General features: G+C 54.1%; 13 protein-coding genes and 3 pseudogenes. 8 read left to right on the forward strand and 8 right to left on the reverse strand.

The window, feature by feature from the left end; translation table 11 throughout:
- Positions 1-151: 151 nt before the first annotated feature.
- Both D882_RS0110215 and D882_RS0110220 read left to right on the forward strand, forming a co-directional pair.
- Entirely contained in the window at positions 152-1507 is a 1356-nt protein-coding gene (locus tag D882_RS0110215; protein ID WP_256218364.1) for a tyrosine-type recombinase/integrase, read from the forward strand.
- Complete coding sequence (locus tag D882_RS0110220; protein ID WP_027923148.1) at positions 1494-3587, forward strand: hypothetical protein; 2094 nt, start codon at positions 1494-1496, stop codon at positions 3585-3587. Before D882_RS0110215 ends, D882_RS0110220 begins: the two co-directional genes overlap by 14 nt.
- Before the next feature lie 509 nt (positions 3588-4096).
- Here D882_RS0110220 and D882_RS01000000130955 read toward each other — a convergent pair.
- Positions 4097-4546, reverse strand: a complete 450-nt coding sequence (locus tag D882_RS01000000130955; RefSeq protein WP_050590168.1) for a hypothetical protein — start codon at positions 4544-4546, stop codon at positions 4097-4099.
- Positions 4547-4631: 85 nt separating this feature from the next.
- Here D882_RS01000000130955 and D882_RS0110235 point away from each other — a divergent pair, with 85 nt between their 5' ends.
- Positions 4632-4913: a helix-turn-helix domain-containing protein gene (locus D882_RS0110235; protein WP_027923150.1), complete on the forward strand. Its 282-nt coding sequence runs from the start codon at positions 4632-4634 to the stop codon at positions 4911-4913.
- Positions 4914-6119: 1206 nt separating this feature from the next.
- Here D882_RS0110235 and D882_RS01000000130960 read toward each other — a convergent pair.
- From D882_RS01000000130960 to D882_RS01000000130980, 6 genes and pseudogenes are all read right to left on the reverse strand, one after another.
- Positions 6120-7529, reverse strand: a complete 1410-nt coding sequence (locus D882_RS01000000130960; protein WP_050590169.1) for a DUF6035 family protein — start codon at positions 7527-7529, stop codon at positions 6120-6122.
- Between the two features lie 62 nt (positions 7530-7591).
- On the reverse strand, positions 7592-8683 hold the full coding sequence (locus D882_RS01000000130965; protein ID WP_177327603.1) for a hypothetical protein: 1092 nt from the start codon (positions 8681-8683) through the stop codon (positions 7592-7594).
- A gap of 150 nt (positions 8684-8833) precedes the next feature.
- Positions 8834-10645, reverse strand: a complete 1812-nt coding sequence (locus D882_RS0110255) for a hypothetical protein (RefSeq protein WP_256218365.1) — start codon at positions 10643-10645, stop codon at positions 8834-8836.
- Positions 10602-12584 (reverse strand): ATP-binding protein, encoded by a 1983-nt coding sequence (locus tag D882_RS1000000131965; protein WP_081743933.1) that lies wholly within the window; start codon positions 12582-12584, stop codon positions 10602-10604. The genes D882_RS0110255 and D882_RS1000000131965 overlap by 44 nt, the downstream gene beginning before the upstream one ends.
- Before the next feature lie 774 nt (positions 12585-13358).
- A pseudogene (locus tag D882_RS01000000130975) lies at positions 13359-15985 on the reverse strand (AAA family ATPase).
- A gap of 248 nt (positions 15986-16233) precedes the next feature.
- Positions 16234-16518 (reverse strand): annotated as a pseudogene (locus tag D882_RS01000000130980) (IS3 family transposase); the annotation flags it as partial.
- A gap of 230 nt (positions 16519-16748) precedes the next feature.
- Between D882_RS01000000130980 and D882_RS01000000130985 the strand changes: the two are divergent.
- From D882_RS01000000130985 to D882_RS1000000133145, 5 genes and pseudogenes are all read left to right on the forward strand, one after another.
- The gene (locus tag D882_RS01000000130985; RefSeq protein ID WP_050590170.1) at positions 16749-20570 is read left to right on the forward strand and encodes an NACHT domain-containing NTPase; all 3822 of its coding nucleotides are present in this window, start codon (positions 16749-16751) and stop codon (positions 20568-20570) included.
- Positions 20557-22854 carry an AAA family ATPase gene (locus tag D882_RS0110295; protein ID WP_027923154.1) on the forward strand — a complete coding sequence of 766 codons (2298 nt, stop codon included), beginning with the start codon at positions 20557-20559 and terminating at the stop codon, positions 22852-22854. Before D882_RS01000000130985 ends, D882_RS0110295 begins: the two co-directional genes overlap by 14 nt.
- A gap of 2 nt (positions 22855-22856) precedes the next feature.
- A complete protein-coding gene (locus D882_RS0110300) occupies positions 22857-23798 on the forward strand; it encodes an HNH endonuclease (protein WP_027923155.1) in 942 nt (313 codons plus the stop codon).
- 233 nt (positions 23799-24031) lie between these two features.
- Complete coding sequence (locus D882_RS0110305; protein WP_027923156.1) at positions 24032-24907, forward strand: hypothetical protein; 876 nt, start codon at positions 24032-24034, stop codon at positions 24905-24907.
- Positions 24874-25023, forward strand: a pseudogene (locus D882_RS1000000133145) (integrase); the annotation flags it as partial. The gene D882_RS0110305 and the pseudogene D882_RS1000000133145, both read left to right, overlap by 34 nt.
- A gap of 54 nt (positions 25024-25077) precedes the next feature.
- Here the strand turns inward: D882_RS1000000133145 and D882_RS0110310 are convergent.
- Positions 25078-25659, reverse strand: coding sequence for a L,D-transpeptidase (locus D882_RS0110310; RefSeq protein ID WP_027923157.1), 582 nt, complete (start codon positions 25657-25659; stop codon positions 25078-25080).
- Positions 25660-25711 lie beyond the last annotated feature (52 nt).

Genomic DNA, 25711 nt, shown 5'->3' on the forward strand with positions numbered 1-25711 from the left:
TGGCCAAGATCATGCTTCACCCTCCTCCTCTTTTACAGGTTATTTGTTCCAAGGGCCGGCTCAGGTCGCTATTCGAACACGCACCAATGATCAGCCACGATACGTCGATACCAGGCTGAAGGTGTGGACGTGGTACGACGGTGGGCTCTCGATGAAAATCGATTGGACTGCACTCCAATTGAATTCGGAGCTAATCGAAATAGGCAAAGGTTTTATGGCCTATGCACTTGAGAAATATGCCCCTCGAACCGCGGTAATGTTCGTAGATACCCTACGTTTTTTATCTAGAACAAATCTCGCGACCGGACTTCCTTGGGACAACCATCAACTGGTCGCTGCTCTCGAGGAACTCAAAAAAACGAGGACAGTACTTATAGGATTTCGAAGGCTTTACCGATGGGCAATGGATAGAGGAATCAATGGCTTCGATCCAATCACCTACTTAAAAATCAAGGATGTGAAATCAGATCGAGTTGACCCGTATGCACGAATTTTCCTCTCACAGTCTGGTTTAGACCTCGATGAGGAAGTTCGATTGCTCAAACGCATTGAACGAGAAGTTTCACCTAACTCTTGGGAGGACGCTCAGTTCAATATAGTACTTCACTTAGGTTTCGAACTCGCACCACGCTCGATTCAATTCCACTCGCTTGACATCGCGGACTTTGAGTTCATTGAAAGCGCTGATCATGAGAGGTACTACACCCTATGGCTACCCATGGCCAAAAAGGCCGGCCAGCGCAGACTTGAGCGACGGCCCCGCAAAGTCACCTCCCGACTGGGTGAAAAAATCTCACGCCACATCTCGGAAATTCACCGCCTGTTTGGCAGCGACTGCGGACCATTATTTGTCAGTCCTAATGGAAAACGCCTGTCCGTTAACGAAATCGGTATAGGCCTCAAACATGAACTGCGTGAAGCAGGGATAGACAAGCCTAACCAGGTAACTATCTTGTTGCGTCATCACCTCGGGCAAGGGTTGGCTGACCAGGGAACACCGGTAGATATGATTGCCGAGCTGCTTGGCCACAACAGCACAGTAGCGGCGCGCGCTTACGTCACGGCAACTCCCAACATTGCCCGGATCAAAGAAAAAGCACTCGGCAAGAGTCCCGCCTATCAACGCATTATGCGCAGTCTCTTGACCGGGGAAGTCGTGCAACGCCGCGATACTGTTGCCGAAAGAGCGATCCGTGGCGTGATCGACACACAGTACATTGGGGACATCGGTGCATGCGCCCTCCCGGTTCATACGCACTGCCCCTACAATCCCGTCTACGCCTGCTACACCTGCAAGAAGTTTCACCCCTTTGCTGACGGCCGCCATGAGCAGGTAAAAGAGGCGCTGCAACGAGAAGCGCAACGGTTCATAGACGTGGCAGAACAAGCCGGAGATCTCATTCACAACCGGCCCCTCGCCCAGCATCAGACAACCATCCTGGCGGTAAGCGCTACGATCGAGCGCTGCCGGAAACACACGGAGGATGCCGCAGATGACGCAGTCTAGGGCAAGGCAGAGTCTCGAAGGCTTCATTAAACAGGAACAAGTGGTTTTTCGGTCATTACCGATTACAACGCCGTGGGCATCAACATTGTGGTCGGTCGAGCGTTGGTTGCCGCAACGGCTAAAGCAACAGACCATAACCTTTGAAACACATCGACAATCGCTTGAAAGGTATGGCTATTCTGTTCCTCCTAAAACTGCCCTCCCCTTGGGTTTCCAGGATTTTTGCAAGGCACTAATCGTATATCTGCAGCGCACCCGGAGTCTGAAGTTTTCTATGGTCGCTGCATACAATATTGCCGTCCGGCGGCTGTACAACCCGTTATTTGAACGCGGCGTATCCGACCCCACAGAGTTGACTCGGGACGATTTTGACCGCGTCGTAGGATTTCTCCGCGAGAGTGGCTACAAGAATCTTTACGATGCGGTCTCTCACCTTCAGGTAATAGCGGATACGATTGATAAAATGCAATTAACCGAGATCGCCATCCACTTTGAGCATGATGCCAAACCAGAAAACCGTCGCCACGACTACATTTCATTGCACGATCCTGATCGTGCGGTAAAACAGCGTAAATCTGATGATAAATTGCCTTCTCGCGAGGCGATGGAAGCTTACGCTCTGTGTTCGAACAAGCCGCTCAGTGACGGCGAAGAAGTATTGTTACGAGTAATCGATTTATTGATCGCGACAGGGCAACGAGGCAATGAGGTAGCAGTAGTCCCCTATGACTGTTGGGTCGAAAGGCCGATCAAAGGGGCGACAGGTGAGGTGGTTGTAGATGCCTACGGCAGTCCTCTGGTCGAATGCGGGATCAGGTATTTTGCGGAAAAGCAATTTCAATCTCGTGTGCATTGGCTCGCAGAAAGCGACATTCCTTTGGCGAGGCGTGCTATCGAGCGGTTAAAAATTTTAACTATCGAGCAGCGTAAGATAGCGCAATGGCAAGAAAAAAATCCAGGCCGTATTTGGGAGCACTTGCCAAATACAATTTTGCCAGAGAATGAAGTCATCAAGTGGTTAGGCTTTAGCAACTTCAGAAACTTGGGTCTTTATTTAGATCGCAACGGCGTGCATCCCGTTGGCTGGTCGGATGAAGGTGATGAAGAATATCGCTGTTACTCTGCCGGAGAGATTGAGACTCTCATCGCACTTAAAGTCGGTGACCATGTAACCCTGGCAGAAGCTCATTCCAGCGGGCTTCAAGTAATACTTAGAACTAGCGAAACATTGGCCATTGCCTTCGACGGTCAATTTCGTTGCGGTGGACGTGAGGAAAATATATTTCGTGCAATACCGCGCCGGGTGACCTTGCAAGATATCAATCGGGCGCTGGGCGCTGATCCGCGATACCCATCTATTTTTTCCCGCCGGTCGTTCGTTGAAGCCGATGGAAATCCGATTCGGCTAACCAGTCACCAACCTCGACACTGGCGAAACACAATTTACCATCTGACCGGCATGAGTGATGTTCAGCAAGCATTGGCCTTAGGTCGAAAACGCCTCGACCAGAATGTCTACTACCAACACACGAGCATTGAGGAAAACACTGCTGCGCATCATGAGTTTTTGGCGTTCAATAGCCATCACGAGCGCATCGATTTTCTGCATACAGGCATAAGAGATAAACGCATTCAGGGCGCGTTGACCGACAGTTACCATGCGTTGCTGTCAGATAAAGGCACGACCACTGCAGAAGCATTCCTCACCGTACACGCCACGGCTCTGCACGTGACCCCCTTCGGAGGTTGCATTCACGATTTCTCCCAAGCGCCCTGCCCTAAGCATCTTCAATGCTGGAATGGCTGCTCGCATCTCCATCTGATGGGCACTCCATCGGAGCGGGCCAACCTTGAGAGACAAGCCGAGAATCTGACGAAGGCAATTATCATCATGCGCGATGCCGGCGCCGGAGAGGCAGGCAGCGATGTATGGCTGGCGGACCAGGAAGACAAGCTCAACAATTTAAATTCCGTCCTCGCACGCGATACCAATGTAGGTGTGCAACGCGTGTTTCCAAATGGGCATCCAATGACGGTTGCCGACACGGACAAACGACACAGTTCTGTTTCGGATGATTAGAGGCGACCATGGCGCAACGACAGATCTTGAGGGGCGGCACCTTGGACGAGGCTATCGACGCCCTCCTCGCTCAAATGATTAGCTTAGGACTGGAGCTCGCGCCTATTTCACGCCCCGAGGTGCAGCGTCGATTAGGCCTGACTAGCCGAGCTACCTTAGTGGGGGACCGTGGGAGACGAATCGAGTCCGCCCGTATCGCACAACTCAAGGAGAGTGGCAGAGATCCAGATGGTGCCCGCCGCCGAAGAAGCCTCGAAGAACGTATTGCTAATCTTCAGGTGGAGAATGCTGACTTGATAAAGCAGCGAGACCAGCTCTATGAAGCACTTTCGGTAATTGCGCACAATTGTCTGCTGAAAGGACTGGATGTCGAAAACATACTGGCTCCATTGCGAAAGCGGTAAGAGGCAGAAAGGTTGCCAACGCCGCTAACTGACGCGGCGACCAGGCAAGATTGCCTAACGCGCTAGCGTATCGAAGCTGCTGTTAACCGTTCGAGCGTGTTGGTCTCATGCTCGCCGAGATACTGGTGTGGCCGAAAAAATGATACGAAGATTTTGTAGATCGGATGTGCTGGCCCCCAGAGCCTCAGTGTAGATATGCCCTCCCTCCAGGCTATACACGTAGGCCGCCTCCTTACTGAGGTCATCCACCGTTTCGCGCACCTCTAACAGCCTCTCCATCTTCCACCCATCACTTCCGTTCAGATAAGTCGGAGAAACCAACTGTACATCCAACACCCAGATGTCTGCTCCTTGTTCATTAAGTAACTGCTCAAGGGCTGAAATGCTGGGGAGCATAACCATGTTAGTCAACGCTTCACTGCCTTGTCGTCGACCTACTTTGACGTAAAACCAGGGGCAATGAGTGGTCTGCTCAACGTACTGCCAGCACTGGGTAGAGTCATCCCCCAGGTACGCGTCGAGGAAAATCTTTGCTTGTTTGTGAGTGATAAACATAGCGCCACTCCAAAAGTGAACACTATAGATTGTAGCCCTATAGAGTTCGAAAAGGCTTCATCGTTCCTTTTGCGAGATTGGCAATATGGAACTGAAACAGGCATTTGGCTCAGCTCTGAAACAGCTGAGATCGAAAAGGAAGCTTTCGCAGGAGGATTTTTCCGACGTCAGCAGTCGTACATATCTCAGCACCCTGGAGCGCGGCCTGAAGAGCCCTACGATCGAGAAGGTAGACGAACTGGCATCTGTATTGGATGTTCATCCACTGACCATCCTCGTAGGTTGTTATCTGCTTCAGGACAATCCGGTCTCCCTCGACGAACTGTTTTCCCGAATTCGAACGGAACTGCCAAGCGAGATGAAATGAACATCTGACGGATTACGTTCCATAAGCAAAGGGGATCAACGGAAGACTGTGGGTTGTAAGGCTTGTGCTAGCATCCAATTTGATCCGAAGATCGAGGTCAGCAGCGATGAAGCACCCAGTAAAGCCGGAAAATAGCCTCTCTGAAATTTTGGAAGGTAAACGGAAACGCCGTGATGCGTTAATGCTTGCCGTTAGCCTTGCTTCGCCGTCCGAGCTAGAAGAATCTGCTCAGCGTTTGAAAGAGGTGATGAAAAAACCTGCTGGAGCGCGACGTCAACGCGTTCCCCCACCAGAGTTCGCACGATAGGCAAAGGTTCGATTTCTACCCTCCTTAAATAACAGCGCTACCGCGTCGATCGCGATGCTCCAATTGCTCGATGAAACCGACTCCGGTGGTAGCACTGATGTTCAAGAAACAATCATGAAATGGATGCCGATCGAGGAATGCTATTTGGCCTTTCCCGCGAACACTAGGCCATGGGATTTCGTTCGGTGATTGCAAGACAGGCTGTCACCCGCGAGCCCTTAAATGAATGGAGTAAAAGGACCGACCAAGCTTATCGACCTCATACGGTCTTCTATGCCACGATAATGCACTAGACAATTGGGGTGGACATGGCATGGCTTTCAGCGATGACAGCGGCGGATTCGCTTTTTCATGCACGGACGCAAAGATGTCCATTGGCGCGTCGACATGGGCTACACGTTTGAGTCAAATCAGCAAAGCCACCGGCGAAATCTTGATCCTGACCCGTGGTCTGCCTGATATAGATTACATAACGAAAATTTTGGATAAGCGCCCCCGAGACATTTGGATAGTTGCGCACGCAGACTCCACTGCCGGGGCTAAAGCCCTAAAGGCAGCGAGGCCCTGGCTCCGGATCGCTGTGCACCATGACATAGGTGCGAAAGCCGTCCTGGTGGCTCCTGATACTGTCTGGGTCTCTAGCAGCGACTTTGGAAAGGCCGGCAAGCTTGAGTCAGGAGTGGGTTTTCACTCTACCGAACTTTATATCCGGACGCGCTCGCAGCTATTCGAGAGAGCGTGGGCAGAAAGTCATGAGCTGTAGAGCAGAGCCGATATGTAGAGGGGAAGGTGCGCCCTGGATCGAGCGCAAGCCAAGCAAGCGACTTCCCTGCCATTATCCTCATATGCCAAACTTGCGGTGCTGAAAATATGGCTACAGAGATTCAGCACAGTGGCGATCACAGATCGGTAATCCGAAGCCCTGGTGAATACCAAGGACGCATGTTGATCAATCGTTCTTTGAGCTCCGGCACCAGGAATGCGAAGAGCAGGTTGAACTGGAGATCGGGTCGATATGCTTCATCCCGATCCTTGAATCCGGTGCGGATTATTGCACGTCGCTTCGCCCAGGTACCCTTCTTGTCCTGCTCGGCCAACAGCTTATTCTGCTCAAAGATTTCCAGAGTCCAGCCGAACTGCAGCAGAAAAGGTTTGTAGGAATCGAACGCTTGGTTGCTGACATTGAGCAGGCGCTCGAATCGGTAGCCTATGGGCCGGCCGTAGCGCGCGCTCAACACAATGGATACTGCCCCTTGAAAAGGATCTGTCCAGTGGAAATTCGGGAGCTTGATAGCTGGAAACGCAATTGCCATCCGCTCGCGTAGATCGACCCAACGCACTCGGGATTCTGGCGTGTCCTGCCTGCCGTACTCCGTCCAGAAAGAATGGAAATCACGGCGTAGCACGTCAGTGTTGACCGATGCCTCCAATACCTCTCTCTGTGTCTGGTAGTCGTTGTAGAACACGACCTGCTTCTCCGGACTGAACGTCAGCTCGTCCAGAAACACTTCAGCCCGCCTCCATTCATTGACTATGGTACGGCCGATCAATCCGGGCACAGCGTACCAGCAATCAAATGCCATTCGACCGGTATCCCTCGATCGTGCCAGCGTCCGATCGTTGACGATGAAAACGTTGAGGTGGTTTAGGAAGAAGATGTCTTCCTCTGCTGTCTTGGTTGAGCTGGGATCAAAATTCTGGAATACCCAGATCATCGATCCACCATTGGCCCGATAGAACTCCCTCCGCCCGACGATCTCAGTCAGGAAAGTCGTCGACAACTGTACCTCGAACGCGATGCGTTCATCGCCCCTGGCCACTTGTACGTCTGGCTTGCGCCAGGTAGCACGTTCGGCAACGGGTCGCCCTTTCCAAACTTTCTCGACCTGGGGCTCGCCGCACGATCGGTCGGCAATCAGGCTGTCGCGAATGATCCCTTTGAGCCGGATATGTGCCTGGCTCTCTTTTTGCGCGTTGTATTTGATCGCAGTGATCAGGGCTGGGCTGAGCTCACCTTTGGTCGAGATATCGCACTTGATAAGCCCTTCGATACTCGGGTGATGTCGGAAGTGGAAAAAACGATTCTGGGTGCGAACCAGCAAAAGCGCGGCGCCGCACAGCTGGCAAACTAGCCAGGGCATGTCTCGATCTAGTAGGAATCGCGACGCCAGCTTCGCTCTGTCCCGTATGACCAAAGACAATTCGCGGGTCAGGAAGCTGCCAATTTCGATAGGCGCCGCGCTGTCCAGATCCATAACGTCCGTCAGTTTCATCTGCTCGGTGGGCTGAGCGTATTCCAAAGTGCGCACGAGGTGCCTCCATCATCGCAGCGCTCGCTGCATTGCAGACCATCCGTTGATTCGGTTCCAATTCACTCACCGAGTGCCGACCCGGCTGGCAACAATTCTGTACCAGGCTGCGCTTTCGACCTGGCCGTCTCGTCTGCCTCGTTACCACCCTGCCGTGACTTCCCAGATTTGGGTTGAAAGGTGTATTGCCCGTTAGACCACAGCACCTGCCCGACATAATGGGAAATGGCTAGGCGCTCCTTGAGAGAATCAGGTGCATCGCCCTTTATCTTATGTTCGATCACTTCGTTGTTGTAAAAACGTAGCGTCCTGGAAAAGGCATAGAACATCTGCCTGGGCTTCTTGGATTTGGGATTTTCATACAGAAGGCAAAAGGCATTGGGGAACGTCCAGTGCCCGGTTAGCTTGTCCTTGTCCGCGACCGATTTGTGGCGATGGTACAGATTGGTCAGTACGACCAGATCGACGTTGCCGTAGCGCGTGACATCCGCAAAAGAGTCGTCGGTAAATAGCCCCTGCTGGCCAGTCAGATAGCCTTCCCATTGCTGCATGTCCCACGGATCATCGCATCCGACGACGAGTACGTTGTACTGGCTTTGGTCTGCCGCATCAGGGAATTTCCCATGAGCATCATATAAATAGTCTTTCAGCTTGTTGTCCATGTGGAGCCCTTTCGCCAAGGTTTTACCACCAATGGCAAAGGTCTCTTGAAGCTGAGCGACTGCATCGTTGTAGTCTGAGAGTCGTCCTATCGCCCGGATGATGAACTCGCTACCCGAGTCGATCTCATGCTTGGCCGCATAATCAGCACACTTCACTTCGACGTTGAATTTGTACCCTTCGCTGCGAAATGAACAGTCGACATCACGAGGCGGCACCACGCTGTCTTCGTAGACGAAATCACTGGGGAAATTTAGGGCGTAGTGAGTGCATACGGTGAGTTCGACCGCCGACTGGAGATATTGATACTCCGCCGGCGCTGGATCTTCCAGGCGAAGCTTTTTGTACACCAGCGCCTCAAATTCACGCTGGCTGAGATGCTTCCCAATGCATTCCAAGGCAAGCACCATCTCTTGCCGATATTCCACGGGGGGAATGAAGGGATTGCAGACCGTCACTTTTAACTGTTTTCGGGCGGCGGAGGGGTTACCCATCGCATTCTCCATGATCATTGACGGAAGATTATCGAGCCACGCGCCAGCGCTTGTCCCGAAGTAACCCCTGCTGCGAGAGTGGCACCACCTGTGTGCATAAACACTGATGCGTGAAAGCGGATCATCATTAGGAAACCACCCAATGGCCAATCACAGTCCCACGCATTCGAGGTCAGCCCGCTGCAGGGTGGTGCGTGGATAGATGATCGAAAGCCAGGCGATGGGGGTGTTTTGATCGAATGCAGCCGCCAATGTACGCAGTTGGATGAGGTGCGGAAAGTTTTCGGCTGCTGCAGATAGTGCAGCATTGGCAGAAGTCGAATCACCGACTCTCCTGTGCCGTTCAGCCAGTGAAAGAGCCATGCAGGCTTCCACATTAGTGGGCACCCTGATGCCATTTTTTTTGTAGCGTTGCGTGTAATAGCGATCCAGCTGGAGCTGGTGGTCAACCGGTGTCCATTCCGAGTCGCTGCCAAGCAATGCCTGCGCGACAAGGGAATCGACACTCGGCTTGTTCAACAGCTCCAATTCTTTGGCCGAATACTTTCTTCCAGTTGGATCACGTCCTAGGTAGATGTCGGACAAATACCAGAAGGCGAGGAAAGACACATTCTGTGCTTCGCTCATTTGGGGCTGAATGCTCAACCCTTTCTCGACCACATGATTGAGCCGATGGAGTTTGCGGTTTGGGTAATCAACCAGGCATTGGTCAAGCAGCTCTACCAAGCCTTGGAAGTAGCGTCTCGATGTCTGACTGTCAAAGCCTGGGGGATTGTAGATCCACAGCGAGGGGGCGAGCCTCAGCGTCAAGAGGTGGGGATTGTCCCACTCGTAGTTGCTCGGCTCGTGCTCGATCTTCGTGGCCTTGCGGACAAACTCGATGATCACCGCCCTTACCAGGCGGAATAGCCCTTGGAAGGTGAAGGTGAGCTTCCCGTCGTCCTCACACGTTTCTCTGTGGCTGGCGAAGTGGAGGAACTCTTTGGTCAAAGGTTTGAGCGTGTGGACATAGCTAGAGCGGACGCCGTAGAGGTTCTGCAGTGCTGCTTCCAGATCACGGCGCCCTATCGGATTTTTATGGGCATCAGCCTGAACAGAGAAGTAATCCGCCGGCAGGTGAACGAGGATGAACTGTACAAATCGAAAGCCAAGGCGCGGATGTATGACTTCCAACACTGCGTCCCTGACCTTTTGCGAGTGTTCTTCGCTGACGCCAGTGAGTGCCTCATCCACCCCAGATCGCTTTTGATCAGGGATATCTGTCCATTGCGGCTCGTGGCCATCAAATTTCTGGGCCAACGACTCAACGCACATGACCAAAAGGGTGTATGCCAGGTTGAGGTCATCGCTCATTCTGTGTACAGCGGCCACGTACGTTCTGATTGCCTGGACCGCAGCCAGGTAGGTGGTGCGCTGCAAACCGATCAATTGGTCTGCAAACTGTTCGAAATCCTGAAGCTCGGACTGAGTGGCCCTTACTGACGCATCATAAAAGCGCGCTAGCCGTTCACTGGGCTGCCGCTCACTTGGTCGAAGCCGCTGGCGCAGTAAGCGTTCAGCAACGTGAACATCTGGCGAGCAAATCACCTGTAAACTGAAGGAGGCCACGTCAGCAAAGTCGTCGATGTAGGCTCCCATCGAGCGGGAAACGAGGACTCCCGGTTCCGGGTCAGCCGCTTCCATATACTCGGTCATTTCATAGCCCAATGTGGCTGGGGTATGCGAGGTGTCCAGGTTGATCAGTGTTCCGATCCTGGAGCTTAACCGGTCGACAGCACCGAGATCCAAGTTCGTGTAAATCACCCCTTTGAGATCTTGTCGGCGTGGGTTTTCGCGATTTGTGAACAGCTTTCCGGTCGCAGCTTGTAGCACGGAAACTCCTTGATTGATAAACCCACGTTTATCGAGCTGGTAGAGGTTAGACAGCTTCCTTGATTGCGACGTCGTTTGCTTCAGCGGCATTGGATTCGACCAGGTCGAGCGTGCCCTGCTCTTGTGTCGATAGTACCTTGGCGAGGAGCGTGTCCGTTTTGAGATCGTCGTACCTGTCTTCCAGGGTTTTCCGCAAACGCATCAGTCGAAGGTTGGCCGTGCTCACCAAGGCGCCATAAGTGGTGGCCCGCACTTGCCCATACTTGCGTGATTCATCACCCACCGTCTTGGAGGTACCCACCCCGGCAGCGATTGATTGCCCTACTACCCAGGCAGTAATGAACGGGGAACCGTTGATATAGCCTGATCCAGCGATGTCCTGAACATATCCGTCGGCCTGGTTGACCTCCTGGCGGTTGAGCTTGAATCCACCCTTCTTCAGCTCAATCAGAAGAATGTTCTGCATCTGGGCGACCGAGGCATCTTGTGGGTCGAGATGCTCGATTCCCACCAGCTGTACAGTGGATCGATCTGGCAGTACCACGATGTCAGGTCGTTTCCGCTCGTTGATGAATGAAGCGTCGCCATCCCCCCAGAGCTGCTTCGCAACGCTTTTCAACGTCATGTTCGAGCAGTATTCCATCGACTCGAACTCGGGGCCAAACAACCAACGGGATCGCAGAATCAAAGGGTGTAGGGTGTGTAGCTCATCTGTATCGGGATCATCCGCAAGCCTGGCGATGGCCTCAATGACGCAGAGCCGGCCATCAATCTCGTCGAGCACGCGCAATGCGTCTTTGACAGACCAGTCTGCCAAGAGGGAGTCCAGGCCCTCAATATCAGTCGCAGGCAGGTTGGCAAGCTTCTGAAGCAAGGATGCCCCACTTTTGGATTTCTCCAGGTTGATGACTGCCTTCACCGCCGTGGCGAGGAAGTCTGGAGACACCATAGGATGTGCTTGGGCGACAGCTTTCGTAAATTCCGTCACTTCGAGTTGAGCGCCATGGCCCAAAGACTTGAGCTCTGAACGGTTCTGTACCAGAGCATCCTCGGAGGTTGCTTCTACGACTTCAGCGGCCAGCTCATCCGCTACCTGACTGATACAGTCTGCAGCTGCCTTGAATAGCTCCTCGACGGCTGGCGTCGACTGAAATCCCGTCCAGTCTGGAAGCACGTGCCCTTCAAAGCCTTCGGTGTCCACGATGACCTTGTAGCGCTTGGCAAATCGTGTCCGTCCATCGAAGTTAGCGATCTGGCCGATTACCCACGAGGGGTTACCTACGAGCCGGTGGTCGACCCAGAACGCCACGCCTTGGTGGATGGATGAATGGTTCTGCTGCGTTGAGTCGATGACGATGACTTTTGCAGTACGGCCATCACTCAACTTCAGGGTATGTGTACGCGCATGCCGCTCAAGCTTTGCCAGGGTAAGAGGCGTGCCGTTTACGCGAATCTGGAACCCGGGGTCATGAATGAATCGCGCGGCAAGAACCGTGATGATTTCCTTTGCATCCGGCATCTTGCGGGTGACCGACACGGACAGACGCGTGCCTGCGCCATCGCGCTCGGCAAACTCCTCTGAGCGCACCACAAACGGGCTGGGCCCTGACTCTGTACCCACCACGAAGGTGCTGAGCTTACCGTCGCGCCAGGTTTCTACCTGGTACTGATCGCCGAAGCAAAGAAGCCCATGCCGGCCAACACCGTTGCGCCCGTAGGCCTTCCTGAGTTTGGAGTTCTTGCCTTTAGGAAATTCAACCTTGGAGCTCTGATGCTTGAGGCGGTTGTACCGAAGCGTCATCCATCGTTTGCTGAACTGCTGGGCCGACATCCCGTGACCATCATCGACAACGGTCAGCGTGCCACCAGGCTCAGAGGGTAGAATTAGGTCGACCTTGCTCGCACCAGCATCCCAGGCATTGGCCACAAGTTCAGTAAGTGCCACCTGCGGCACATGCGCGACTGGGCCCAATTCACGGAGAAGGTAGTCCTCCTCAAACAATGAAAGATGACGGGTTTGGTCGGACATCGATTCCCTCCATGGAGTGGTTTTACCCGGCCATTTGCCCGGGTAAAGCAGTTGTCAGCAATCCTACCTGATTGGCTTGCTTAGCTAAATCCAAGAAGAGCTCCTCTGAGTACAAGTTCAATCGTCTTGGGGCTCGCTATCTGTCTTGTTGGCACGCCACCGGAGGCAAAGTCTGTCATCTTCGCCCATCACCCAGAACCCCGACCAAATTGCTAGCCAGAATTGTGCCTTCAGCAGAGGAAGCAAGGCCATTATCCGACCTAACTCCTGGAACACGGGGCGCAGGTTGAGTTTCTGTCCCAGCTTGGCACCATAGGTACGCTGTAAAGCGCTGCAGCGACGAATGCCAGCCATGGCGCGCCAAGGATGAACAGGCAGATGCCAAGTAAGCTCACAAGGATACCGACGCGAGCCGACCAAGTCGGATGAGGGTGCCGCGCTATAGAAATTTCCAACACCCTGGCCACCATCTGGGCGGGCCCAATGACCATTCCGACCGCCAACACCGTGACGATTGGAAGCCCCAGCTGCTGGAGCGAGGTCAGCAGGTGGACATATAGGCTGGCCATCACGAAGGCGATGACCGTTAGCAGCCCTGCAAGGAGCCAAAATAGTCAGCGGTTACCATGATCCAGCGTAAGGGATGCCGGTGCTTCCCGCGCTGATCCTTTTCCAGCTTTAAGCGGCTTCGGTACTGCAAGCGAATGAGTCGGCAGTTCTAAGCAGTATGGGCACCGCATTGGATGCCCATGAGCTCTGCGAAAACCATGAGGTCTAACCATTTCGTAAAGCCTCAAGTCCGTTATCCATAGCCAAAGCTGCGCTCACAATCGTATTCACTGTTGCGCGATCAAACTCGTGATCTCGCTGTGAGTCGTGCGTGCCGCTGTTCAGGTAACTCCATTCAATAGAAGTCCCGCTTACCCGTAGCAACGCATCAAGCCCGGACAGGATTTCCACCACGCCTTGGGCTGGGCCTTGGATCCTACCTAAACCACTCCGAAGCTTTATACACTTGTTGTTAAGCTCCCAATTTGCTCGCGGTCCAGCGAGTTTCAGCTCAAGCCGCCCGTCATGACGCCTCCCGAGCCAAGTCCAAGCTCGATCAGTCAGACTCTCGATCGCAGCCCTTGAATGGCGCAATGCATCACGCTTCTCTTCTGCCACCAATGAAGCATGCGCGAGCAGGACATAGTTCTTAGTAGGTGGATCTGTATCGATCCGAAGGTGGTGCTCGCCTTGATGGGGAAGGAACCGGTACCGGCGAATTTGTGCCGCTCGCTGAGCACCAATCTCCTGCTGAATTCGATGCAGAAACTCTTCTGCATGCGAGGTCAGAATGACCTGCTTGGTATCGAGTAGACCGCTTTCGAAGAAGGTACGCCATATACCATCTCTATGCTCATCATCAATGGCGTTGACGACGTCGTCGAAGATCACTATAGGGCAATTTTCTGCGAGATTTTTTGCCAGCAAAATGGCTAGACCAAGGCACCGGATATGCCCTTCACTCAGGATCATCAGAGCATCGAAAAGTTCGCCTGGCTGACCTACGAACTCGATTTCTATTTTTCCGTTCTCTGCGAGCGGCAACCTTAGGGCATGAATTTGTGCGGGTACAGGATCTTCACGGTTAAACGAGTTATAAAGTTCGCGCGCGCTCTCACCCAGTCCCTGAAGCAGCTGACTAGGCAACGCCGCAAGGTACGACTGTAGCTGCGGTAAGTAGGCATCATAAGCTGCCTTGATGCGCCTGTTATGGCCAAGTGTCAGCGCTCCCGACCGACCTCTTCGATCAGTTGCTGGTTGTCAGCTTCGAATTGGGCAATCGTTGCTTGTGCCTGAGTGAATTCAGCGAGGGCTTGAGATCGCAGCAGCCTACAGCGCTCAATTTCAGTCTTGAAACCGTCAAGCCGCATACGCTCTTGTACCAGTGCTTGCCTTTCCTGGGTGATTTGACGAGTAGTAGCATCCGCTTGCTCGATCAGGGAGGCTAGCTGCAAGAGTGCTTGCCATGCCCTTTCATTTTCATCCATCCACGGCTGAAGCCAATTACCAACGGTGGTCGGCGGAAGCTCCGGTAATTGTGCTGCCTGAAGTTCTTTAAAACACACCTGTACTGCGACATCGCACACACGCCGCATTTCAGCATGCAGTGAGCGGAATGATTCGTTGAAGCTATTGGTAGCGGCTTCTGATTGTTGCTGCAGCGTTTTGAGCTCAGCGAGTTGAGCGAGTCCTACCCGCGCGCGATCGAATGGGTTCTGGGCGACACGATCCAACTGGGTACCGCAAGCTGGGCAAGCAATCGCGCCCTCCGCAAGTTGAAGGACAGCCTCGTACAGGTTCGAGTATGAGACCTCGCTAGCCCGTGCATTGAGCGCTTGCTGCGCAGCTTGGCTCGCTGCATGCAGCTGATATACCTGCCTCCGACTTTCCTCAAGACCAGCATCCGTGCATCCATGAATCAAGGGAACAGGGGATTCCAATACACCCTGAAGATACGCCAATCGGCCCTGTATTTGCTGCGTGCCGAAAATCCAGTCACTGCACGTTTGATAGGTACTACCTGGATGAATTCGTGCTGCAAGGGCTTCCTCCTGCTGGGCAAGTCCCACAAGGCACTGCTGAAAGCTGTCGATTGTCTGCTGGGAGGCCGCGACCTGATTACGTCTACCATCTAGCTGAAACGCCTTAACGCTTGATATGTTCAAGTTCTCGTCAAGAGTGGCGTTGAAGCCGCGGACGAACTCGCTAAACTGATCAACACCAAACAACGTAGCGATCAACTGACGCTGATCACCTGGTGTCCTGGCGGCTATTCGACCAAAGTCATCAAGCCGATTTTTTTCCACAAAGCAGAACCGGTAGTCTTCTTCGTTAGCCTGTATCTGGGTAGCGGCTTCACCATTGAGCGAGCAGAGCAGGCGTGGAGCTACATGGCGGCGAAGGCGCGCATTGTTGCAGTACGATCGATGATCAAAGCGCTTTGCTTCAGCCTCACTGATTGAGCCAAGCATCGCGGTTTCGAGAGCTTCGAAGAAGCTGCTTTTCCCCGTTCCATTCGGCCCGTAAACCAGTGTGATGTCGTGGCTCAGGTCAAAGACTTCAGGTTGCATGAACCCGCGAAACGGGCCAACCTCCAAACGATCCAACCGCAAGTGAGTGCGATTCGTCTGAGCGACTTGAGCAGCCTCCGGCAAATGGGTCACAGCTCCAGCCAAGTGCTGGAGTGCGATCGGAGCCAACCTACTGGAACGTCCTCGCCTTTGCGCACCTACTTCCGCCAGATGCTGCAGATTGATCATGACTAGGTTCGCCATCCGACGCACGTCGTCATGAACTGGCTGATCAGCCAAGTAGACCAAGAATCGCTGATACTCCGCTTGTAGACTCGACATGACTGCTCCGTGTGTTAACCAACCGTAGTCGCACCACCTCTTTGGGTAGCTGAACATGGAGCGTAGTCGGAAAAGAACACTGGCGGCCTAGTGATATAGACTCAGTGCTGCTGTTTTTTGTGTCGTCCGACTTCAGCCATCACTGATGAGAGTCGGCTAAACCAACCGCAAGCCGCCGACGGGATCGATCTTGATTTCGTCGACCTCTCTCCCTCTTCACTCTCTATCCCCACAAGAGCGTGCAGTGGTCAACTAATCCCGGACACGGCGTTAAGTTTTTTCTCGGCCTGAGCTGGGGCCAGACCGTCGTTGAATTGACACGACCGAATCCAGTTGTACCGATGCATCAGATAATGATTCATGTTTCGGTGCGCTTCTTGTGTCGTCATGTAACCCACGGTTGGTATCCATTCAGTTTTCAAGCTGCGAAACACACGCACCATCGGCGCATTGTCCCTACAGTTTCCACGACGGCTCATGCTTCGGCGCATGCGGTAACACCCGAGCCGTTGGCGAAACTGGCGGCTGCCATAGACGTCAGGCCAGTTGTTTCTCAACCTTTGTCAAATCCGCTTTAAACTGCTTGAGTGTCTGCTGGTCATCCTCCAAGGATGTTGAGCCAGGACTGCAATGGCAATACGATTGCCAGGTAGCTCCGACCATCACAAGTTTCCATCCCGCCGATAACAGGCAGGACAAGTGCTCTTAGACCGCTAGCCGATCTCAATCAGCTGATTACCCAAAATTTTTGCAAGGACGCCAGATGCCTCCAGTACCGCTAACCCGGCATTTCCGTCTGATTCCAGACGCCTATCAGAAAGATGATCTACCTCTAGGCGAACTGTGGCTGGGATCTTCACACGGTGAAAATCAGACGTGGAAGGTGCTCTTTACGGAGTACCGGGTGGTCATCCTCGCCGAGGCTGGAGCTGGTAAAACCTACGAGCTACAGTGGGCCGCAAACCTACTGCAAAACCAGGGCAAAGCGGCATTCTTTATCCGGATCGAAGACATAAGCGACCGCTTCGAGACAGCCTTCGAGATAGGCACCGCAGAAGCATTCTCGGCCTGGCTATCAGGTACGGATGAAGCCTGGTTCTTTCTGGACTCAGTGGATGAGCTTCGCCTGACAGAAGCGAGAGCCTTTGAGCAGGCCTTGCGATATTTTGCCGATCAGGTTGGGCCAGCCAGCCAACGCGCCCATGTGTACGTGTCAAGCCGACCCTATGCCTGGCGGCCGCAACTTGATCGTGCCCTTTTGGAAGAGTTACTCCCCTTTGCCCCGCAGACGACGTCGCTCGAAACCGATGGCATCGATGATCCCGCAGAAGATACCGAGGTTGCGGCTGAGCACTACACTACCCAGACAGCCGATGACCCGCTGTCCGCCCTGCGCCTTTATCAGTTGACCCCGCTGAGCATTAACGACATTGAGATTTTTGCCCAGCACAGCGGCGTCTTGGACCCAACCGTGTTTCTGGAAGAGCTGGAGCGCGGTAACCTTCTCACACTCGCTGGGCTTCCCTTTGATTTGCGCGATTTGATCGGCACATGGAACGCCGAGCATGCTCTTGCGAACAGGCTAACGATCCTGCAGCAGAGTATCGCCCGACAACTTGATCAAGCCGCCCGGGATCTGCCGACTCTCACGCGGTCTCGCCTCGAAGAGGGTGCCGAACTCTTGGCCATAGGTGTTGTATTGACCGGCATTTCGAGCCTGCGGATACAAGAAAGTGGCTCTGAGGCAGCTATCAAACCGGACACCTTACTCCAGGAATGGTCCTGCGCTGAGCTCAATGCCCTGTTGATGTGCGGAATTTTTGGCGAGCCCGTCTATGGCGAGGTTCGGTTCCGCCATCGCGAAATAAGAGAATTGCTGGCAGCGCGCTGGATCAGCAACCATCTGGGAGTCGAGGCGAATCGCAGCGAAATTGAGTCATGGATATTTCGTCGGCAGTATGAGCAGACGGTACTGAGTGCACGCATGCGTCCGCTGCTGCCTTGGTTGATTCTGCTCGACGAGAGCATTCGAAACAGGGTCATCCGTGACTACCCTGATGTTGTGCTTGAAGGAGGGGATGCTGCAGTACTGCCTTTTGCAGCTCGAGGAGAGACATTGACGCGAGTGATTGAACAGATCACTGATGCAAATTCATCGATTCGGGGACTGGACAATGACGCCATCATACGAATCGCAGGCCTAGATCTTGAAGCCCTGACCCTCGAGCTGATTGGCAAGCACGCGAAGCATGACGACGCGATTTTCATCCTGGGTCGTTTAGCCTGGCAGGGCAAGATGCTCCGATGCGTGGAGCCGCTGGCGAACATCGCTGTCGAGTCCGGCCGCGGCCTGTATGCTCGGATCGTGTCGGTGAGAGCGGTGGCAGCACTGAGTGATACTCAGCGCTTCCTTCAGCTGTGGCAAGACATCTTGGCATGCGAAGGATCGGTTCCGCGAGGCGTCTTCTCGGAACTGGTTTCGTATGCACCCAGCCAACAGGAGTCGAGCGAGTTCATCCTGCAGACCCTTAATCGATCAGGAAAGCATGACGGATATGACGCAAGCGGACTCACTTCCAGCTTGGCCGATTTCGTTAAACGGCTGGCCTTGAGCGGTAAGTCTAACGCACTTGAGTTACTCCATGGGTTTGCCGAGGGCTTGCTTGGACTTCTGAAAAAGACGCCGCATATAGAACGGGGTGACTGCGCTGTTTCGAAAGAGTATCAGTGGCTGATGCCCACCGCCTTGCTCTGCGTCGAACACCTGATTGCTGTGCGCGCTCCGGCCGCTTTGTCCTCGACATCATTGGCCCTCCTCTCGGCGGTACCTGCCCTTCTCCACTGGCAGGGTGCCGAGCTTCAAGAAGCGCGGAAGACGTTCGACATGCTAGTACCCCAATGGACCGAATTGAATGACGCGTTGTTTTGGTGGACTGTCGCCGAATGCCGGAAGAAGACCAAGAGGACTGGCCAGCCGCTCAGGGATGATTGGCCGGTGACCTGGCCAGGGCATTTCTGGTCGTTCGATGAAGCCAGTTTCCCCAGAACATTGGCGTGGATAAATCAGCGAGCTCAGGAAGATGACCGTTACGTAGCCCTTGCCCGGGCTTATCGGACCTATAGGGAAAATAGCCAGCCGCAGTGCTGGTTGGATCAGTTGCTTGTCGCTACGCACGACCATACCGGGCTAAAGGCCACCCTTCAGGCGTGGCTCAACCCTCCACCAGACCCGGCAACCTTGAGCCTCCAAGCACAAGAGCGTAAGCACCAGCAGCTCTATGCACGGCGTAAAAAAAAGCGGAGTAAGGACTGGGACGCCTTCGTCGCTCGAGTGAAGGATAACCCGAAGATTGTACGTCACCCGCCGGGTCTTAAAACGAACGAATTGAGCCAAATCCAGTATCACTTGATGGAACATATCCGAGCAGGCAATGGCCTATATAAGCGATCTGAGGGAGCTAACTGGAGTGCACTGATCCCAGAGTTCGGCAACGAGGTGGCCGGGGCTTACCGCGATGCTGCGATTGCGTTCTGGCGTGCTTACCAACCAGATACTCGTTCAGAAGGCGCCGCGCCGAATAGCATCCCCGTGGCGGTGATGTTTGGCCTGGCCGGCCTTGAAATTGAACTTGAAAGCGAGAGCGCCATTGCTCACTTGACTAACGCGGAAGCGGAAGCTGCACTGCGATACGCACTTTGGGAGATCAATGGTTTTCCGCAATGGTTTGAACCGTTATGCCGGCTGTATCCCCTTGCGGTGACGAACGTCTTGCACCCGGAAATTCAATGGGAACTGCAGAGTAGCCTGCCCGAGCAAAACTCCTACTATGTGTTACACAACTTGGTGTACTACGCTCCAGGGTTGCATGGTGCTTTAGCTCCGGCAATCTATGAGTGGATATCGAAGCATCAGGTCGTAAACCATGACTGCTTGAACTACTGCCGACTGATCATGACCGCCGGGGACATATCAGCTACGCGGATAGCAGGATTGGCGGCGGCTAAGGTTAGCGACCCTTCTACCCCCCCTCAACTACTGCCGGTCTGGCACGCCGTCCGAGTGCACGCCGACCCCTATCTGGCGTTACCACCTCTTAAGCATACATTCCGCTCGCTTTCCGCGACAAAGGCCGAGCGCTTCGGCGAAGTCTTCAGTGTAGCGCTGCTGGGCGGAAGACGTGAGACGGTCAAAGGTAACGGCAGATTCCAGACACCGAGTATCCTGAAGGATTTGTATTTGCTGGTGCATCGCGTGGTCCGCGCCAGAGATGACCTCAATCGGGCTAACACCGGTGTGTACTCCCCAACGCTGCGTGATGATGCACAGGATGCCAGGGAGCGCCTGTTCGGCCTGCTTAGCGAATTACCTAAAGAGGCGACTTACCGAACCATTCTCGAGCTTGCCGTTGCGCACCCGGATCCCCGTTTTCGTGCTTTTATGCGCGCATCTGCTCTGCAGCGCGCTACGGTAGATGGGGATCTAGCATTGTGGAGTGAAGATGAGGTCGCCAATGTTGCGCGTCGTCTGACGGTGATTAACGCCGTCGACACTTCTTCGCCGGAGACCCCCTGTGCAGTACTTTGAGCGGCCAAGCCAGCCTCCCGCGATTCTGAAGTCACCGCTAACCCAGGCATCGCGCAAATCGATGCTGGAATACTGGCTGATTGAGCCCGGGCGACGGTCGCAAACCAGTGTCCCCATCATTAGCGTCAATGAAGACGAACACCTCCTGCGTGAAGCGTTGGCAAACCTGAATAGGCAGCGATGCGCGTTTTGTGAGGCCAGCGATCGGCTGGAAGTGCATCGCTTCCGGCCCGCTGGTAATGCCTTGCCCATGTCTCGGTCCAGTGACGCCCACCTTTACTACCTCTGGCTAGCAGATGCCTGGCAAAACCTTTTCCCCATCTGCCCCGGCTGTGTACCGATTGAGCCCCAATTTGCGGTGCGAGGAAGTCGCTGCCCGCTACCGACCCGTGAGCGGGTTGAGGCCTATGTGAACAGCGGAGATGGTCTCTGGCAGTTTGGCATGCCTAGCGAAAAAGCCATGCTCCTCGATCCCACGGAAGTACGCCAGTTTGCCGGCCACCTCATTCCGGCCTTGGATGGCGGTTTACTGCCCGGCTCGACACGAGGAGCGTACACCATTGCCCATTTCGACCTGAATCGGGGGGAGCGACGTCACCAGCGCTATATCACCTACCAGCAGCGCCTGGAGGAGCTTCGCAGCTGTACCACACCCTCAGACCTGTCGAGGATCGATCGACTGGTCGACTTTGCAACTCTTGAGTTTGGCGGGACGTGGTACCTGCTGCTTCGTCGGCTACTCAACCATCTTCCTGTCAATGGAATCGTGCGTAACCCGACGCCCAAGCAGGTTGGTCCCGCGCTTCGCCGATGGGCGAAAGCCCGGGACGCGGCGACGCTCTTGGCGCAAGCACACCATATGCTGCAACGCGAAGATGCGAGGCTGCACGCAAGCGACAAACAGGCGATGGCGCCCGAGCCGGTCGTCGAATCGATCACCGCCATCCACATCCGCAATTTCAAAGCAATCGAGCAGCTTGATCTTAAGCTCAAGGGGGCACCGGCGCGGTCGCTCGCGCGCAGTGAGCCTCTGGCCCCTGCCTTGGTGATTCTGGGAGAAAATGCCACCGGTAAGAGCTCCATACTTGAAGCTGTCGCGTTGACGCTAGTCCCTGCAGCAGTTCGGAACGCACTCAACATATCGTTGGCTGAGCTGGTCATGGATCCTGCCCAGCTCGGCGTGGACGGCGGTGATCAGGCGACTCGTGCACAGATTCGTATCGAGCTATCCAATCAACACTGGGTTGAGCTGACCATCGACCAGCAAACCCACGGCCACTCCAGCAACTTAGATAACCAGCAAGTCCCTGTGTTTGCCTATGGCGCGTTTCGTAGATTCACCCGAACCAGCCAGCGAACAAGCCCGCATGCCCATGTCCGTAATCTGTTCGACGGCAACGTGCTGTCAAATCCTGAGCCTTGGCTAAGGCAGCTTAGACAAGATCGATTCGACATGGTGATTCGTACCCTACGCGAAGTGCTGGCAATAGATGGCGATTTCGATGTAATCCAACGCGCTCAGGAGAGCGATATCCTGTACATGGTGACGGCCATCAGCGAACCGGACGGCGCGTTCCGCTTCAATCGTACCCCGCTGCACGCTGTGTCTTCCGGGTATCGCTCAATGCTGGCAATGATCTGTGACATCCTCAAAGGGCTCATGAACGCAACTATTTACCCCGGCTTCGAAAGCTTTCAATCGGCCCGAGGGGTCGTACTGATCGACGAAATCGAGGCGCACCTACACCCACGCTGGAAGGTCCAAGTCATGTCTCGTTTACGTGCAGCCCTGCCAAGCATGACATTTATCGTCACCACCCATGACCCGTTGTGCCTGCGGGGCATGGAGCAAGGCGAAGTGGTGGTGCTGCAGCGCATCGCTAGCGCTGATAGCCAGGCGCAGCGCCAGATGCCGATCACCATTGAAAGCATGGCCGACCTGCCCCCGGTGGCCGATCTGAGGCTTGAGCAACTGCTCACCTCTGACTTCTTCCAGATGCTATCTACCGATGATGCGCATGCTGACCGTCGCTTAGCGAGAATCGCCGATCTGATGGCGGCACACGCTAATGGTGAGTTGAGCGCGGAGGATGAGCGAGTGTTGCAGGACTTCAATGAAGATATCACTAACGCCCTTCCAATTGGCTCGAGCGAAGTACATCAAATTGTCCAACTGGCCGTGGGTGAATACCTGGCGAAACGCCGTGCCGCCAGTAGCCAGCGGTTGCGGAATTTGCGGCAGGCAGCCAAGGATCAAATTCTGTCTGCCCTAGAGAGGCTTTGAATATGCGTCCCGTTGACCGATTTTCAGTGCCTCCCCCCTCCTCGCTGCTAGCAGGTGGCGCTGGACCTCTGGAGTTAGATGATGCCCGCAGCCACCGCGCCACTGCGCCGGTCCCAGGCACAAAGAAGAAGGAATTTAAGTACAAGGCTTACAAAGGCGCCGATGTGCGACAGGCCTTGGAGAAACTGTTCCACGGCAAGTGTGCCTACTGCGAGACCTACTATGCGGCCTCTGCCCCAGTAGATATCGAGCATTACCGGCCCAAAGGTGCGGTGGCGGATGATGTCGCGCATGGTGGTTATTGGTGGATTGCCATGCAGTGGGAAAATCTGCTGCCGTCGTGCATTGACTGCAACCGCAAACGGGGTCAGGTTCTGGCTAATGCATCGAATAGCCTTGTAGTGCTGGCGGGCACGGCTGCGACAAGGACCCGACAAGCAGGCAAGAAAGATAGCTTTCCGCTCGCGGACACGGGCGTGCGCGCCACGGCAGAGACCACTAACTTTTCCAGAGAATTGCCGCTACTCATCAATCCTTGCGAAGATGATCCTGCCACGTATTTAGCGCATAGCATCGATCCACAGCTGCCCACGGGTTTGATCGTGGCCGTAGGCAATGCGCAACAGCAAGCGCGCGCCAATTCGTCTATTTACGTATATGGGCTGAACCGCCTGAAGCTGTTCCAAGATCGCAACCGCGTGTTACGGAAATTACAATTCCTCGGTGATTTGGTCACTGAACTGGCTGAGTCGATCACCGCACTGGAGGAACCCGCCACACAGCGCATATTGGAGGGTACGCCTGCGGCAGGTGTCACCACACGACTTCGCCTTCTCCAAGATCGCTTGCTCACCGAATTGAAGGCTGCCACCGCGCCGGAAGCTCCTTATGCGTCGATGGCCAGCGCTTGGCTTGCACAGTTCACGGAAGAGCTGCTCTTGTAAAGCGTTCAAAACCGCTGTCAACTACCGAACCAGATAGTAGTGCCACTTCTAGTTTGTCGACAAATACATAGGACGATTACCACAACTAACGAACGATTTTTCCACTGTTGCACAACAGCAGGTTTAATCGCCGAGGTTAGGTTCAGGCAGAAGCAATTGTTCCCGAGGCGAGCCACGCACGCCCCTCAACTATCAACATTTGTGCGGATTTCCAAGAGCGAGTAACCGGTATCATGCAGGACTGGATTCAACACAAATACAACGAAATATCCGCGTCTAACCTCTTTTATATTTTTTCCATGACGACCTTCTTACTCGGAATGATACTGTCACACTGGCTCGGCGCCCTTGCGATGGATATTGCCGTAATAATTGGATCAGTCGGAGTTGTAGGAGGTTTCATTTCGTGGTGTATGCCAGCGGTTCAATGGATCAGCGCTGTATGGGAAAGTACGCTGGGGAAAACCGCCGTGGCCCTTCTTCATTTTGTAGTCCTTCTGATCGCCACGGTGATGGCTCGGTCGCTTGTTTCCGAGTCGTTAGGTTTACCGCCACAAAGCTTTGACGTAACAGTCGGTTTTCTCATCGTCGCCTTTTACATCCCGGCACTGATTACCGTTGCGTCCATAGCGCTTCTCTTCTTTGCGCTCGTGATGGTCATAGTCGGATTTATCCATACGATGACACTTAATTCGATACAGATGCTCGCCCCTGTATTGGAAGTGGTGGGCCTAAAAAAGAAAATCCCCAGACCCACCGCAACTGCAATGCTACATTCGTTTGGTTCGCTGATGATGGCGGTTGTGCTGGTGAGCGGCAGTTCATACATGACGGGCCAGCATGGTTCATGGGTGCATACAGCAGTAAAAGTGATAGCAGTTCTAAGCGATTTTCAACAGGCAGTTAATTATCCCGGAGGAGAAAACGATGTGCGAATTCATCCTTTAGAGAACGGATTGGTAGCCTTTGCCAAGGTTGAAGATGACCGTAGCATTTCTATTCACATTCGAAAGCAGGGAGACGAAATCGGGTCGCATCAGATCGGCACCTCGATTCCTTCCATCAAACAGATGATTACACCCATCAGCCTTGGAACAACGGAAAGCTAGTCGGGCAGAAAGTCCCCCTTCGAGTCAGAGATATTTGGGCCATCTGCGTAAGACTTCAGCTTGCAGAGAAGATGCGTGATTTAGCGCTCTTCGATTACAAGCTGCGTGCCTGTGAACGCTCCTCAAACTTCTAACTTGCTCGCTTTGGGAGGGCGCCGCGCTCGACCTACTCAATAGGGGCATTCTGGGGCCTCGTACGCCAGTTCTCGCGTCCCGGCATATTTCACTTCAAGGTCGATCGGACGGCCGTACGCCGCAAGCGCGGCAAAAAAAGCTTTCTCCTCCGCGTTATCGTTCAGTTCGATGCAACCCTTCGTCCCTTTTACATCGCCGCCGTGAATGTACATCCCGGTTCGGATCAGCTTGAAACAGTCCCGCATGCGAGTAACGGTTGCGGCTACCGGTTGCAAGCGAACTCTGTGAGACCCCCAGTCAGGTCCCTCCACGAGGTACTGAATATCGGCCGGGTCAATGGTGAAATGTCCTTGCGGCGTCGGCCCGATATCCTGCTCGGACTCACGCGCATTTTCGCCTGCCACACCCGAGAATGCGACCCACTCCTTGGCTTGAGCACCAATCCACCGAAGCGTGTATCCGTCGAAGGTCAGGTAAACCACGAGCGCTGCATCGAGCATCGATGTATCAACAGGCTCGCCGATGACGAGGTCTTCACCTGATGCTGGTGGCGGCGCCGGTAGACGGTTCTGTTGTGAATTGATCTTCGACGGATCAAACTCTGATCGTTCGCGCATAATCTTCGTCCTCCTATAGCTTTCTCTGCAAACATGAGATTGGCGTTGATTA

Origin of the sequence: Pseudomonas sp. URMO17WK12:I12 (genome assembly GCF_000514395.1) — a bacterium.
GTDB classification, from domain to species: Bacteria; Pseudomonadota; Gammaproteobacteria; order Pseudomonadales; family Pseudomonadaceae; genus Aquipseudomonas; species Aquipseudomonas mucoides.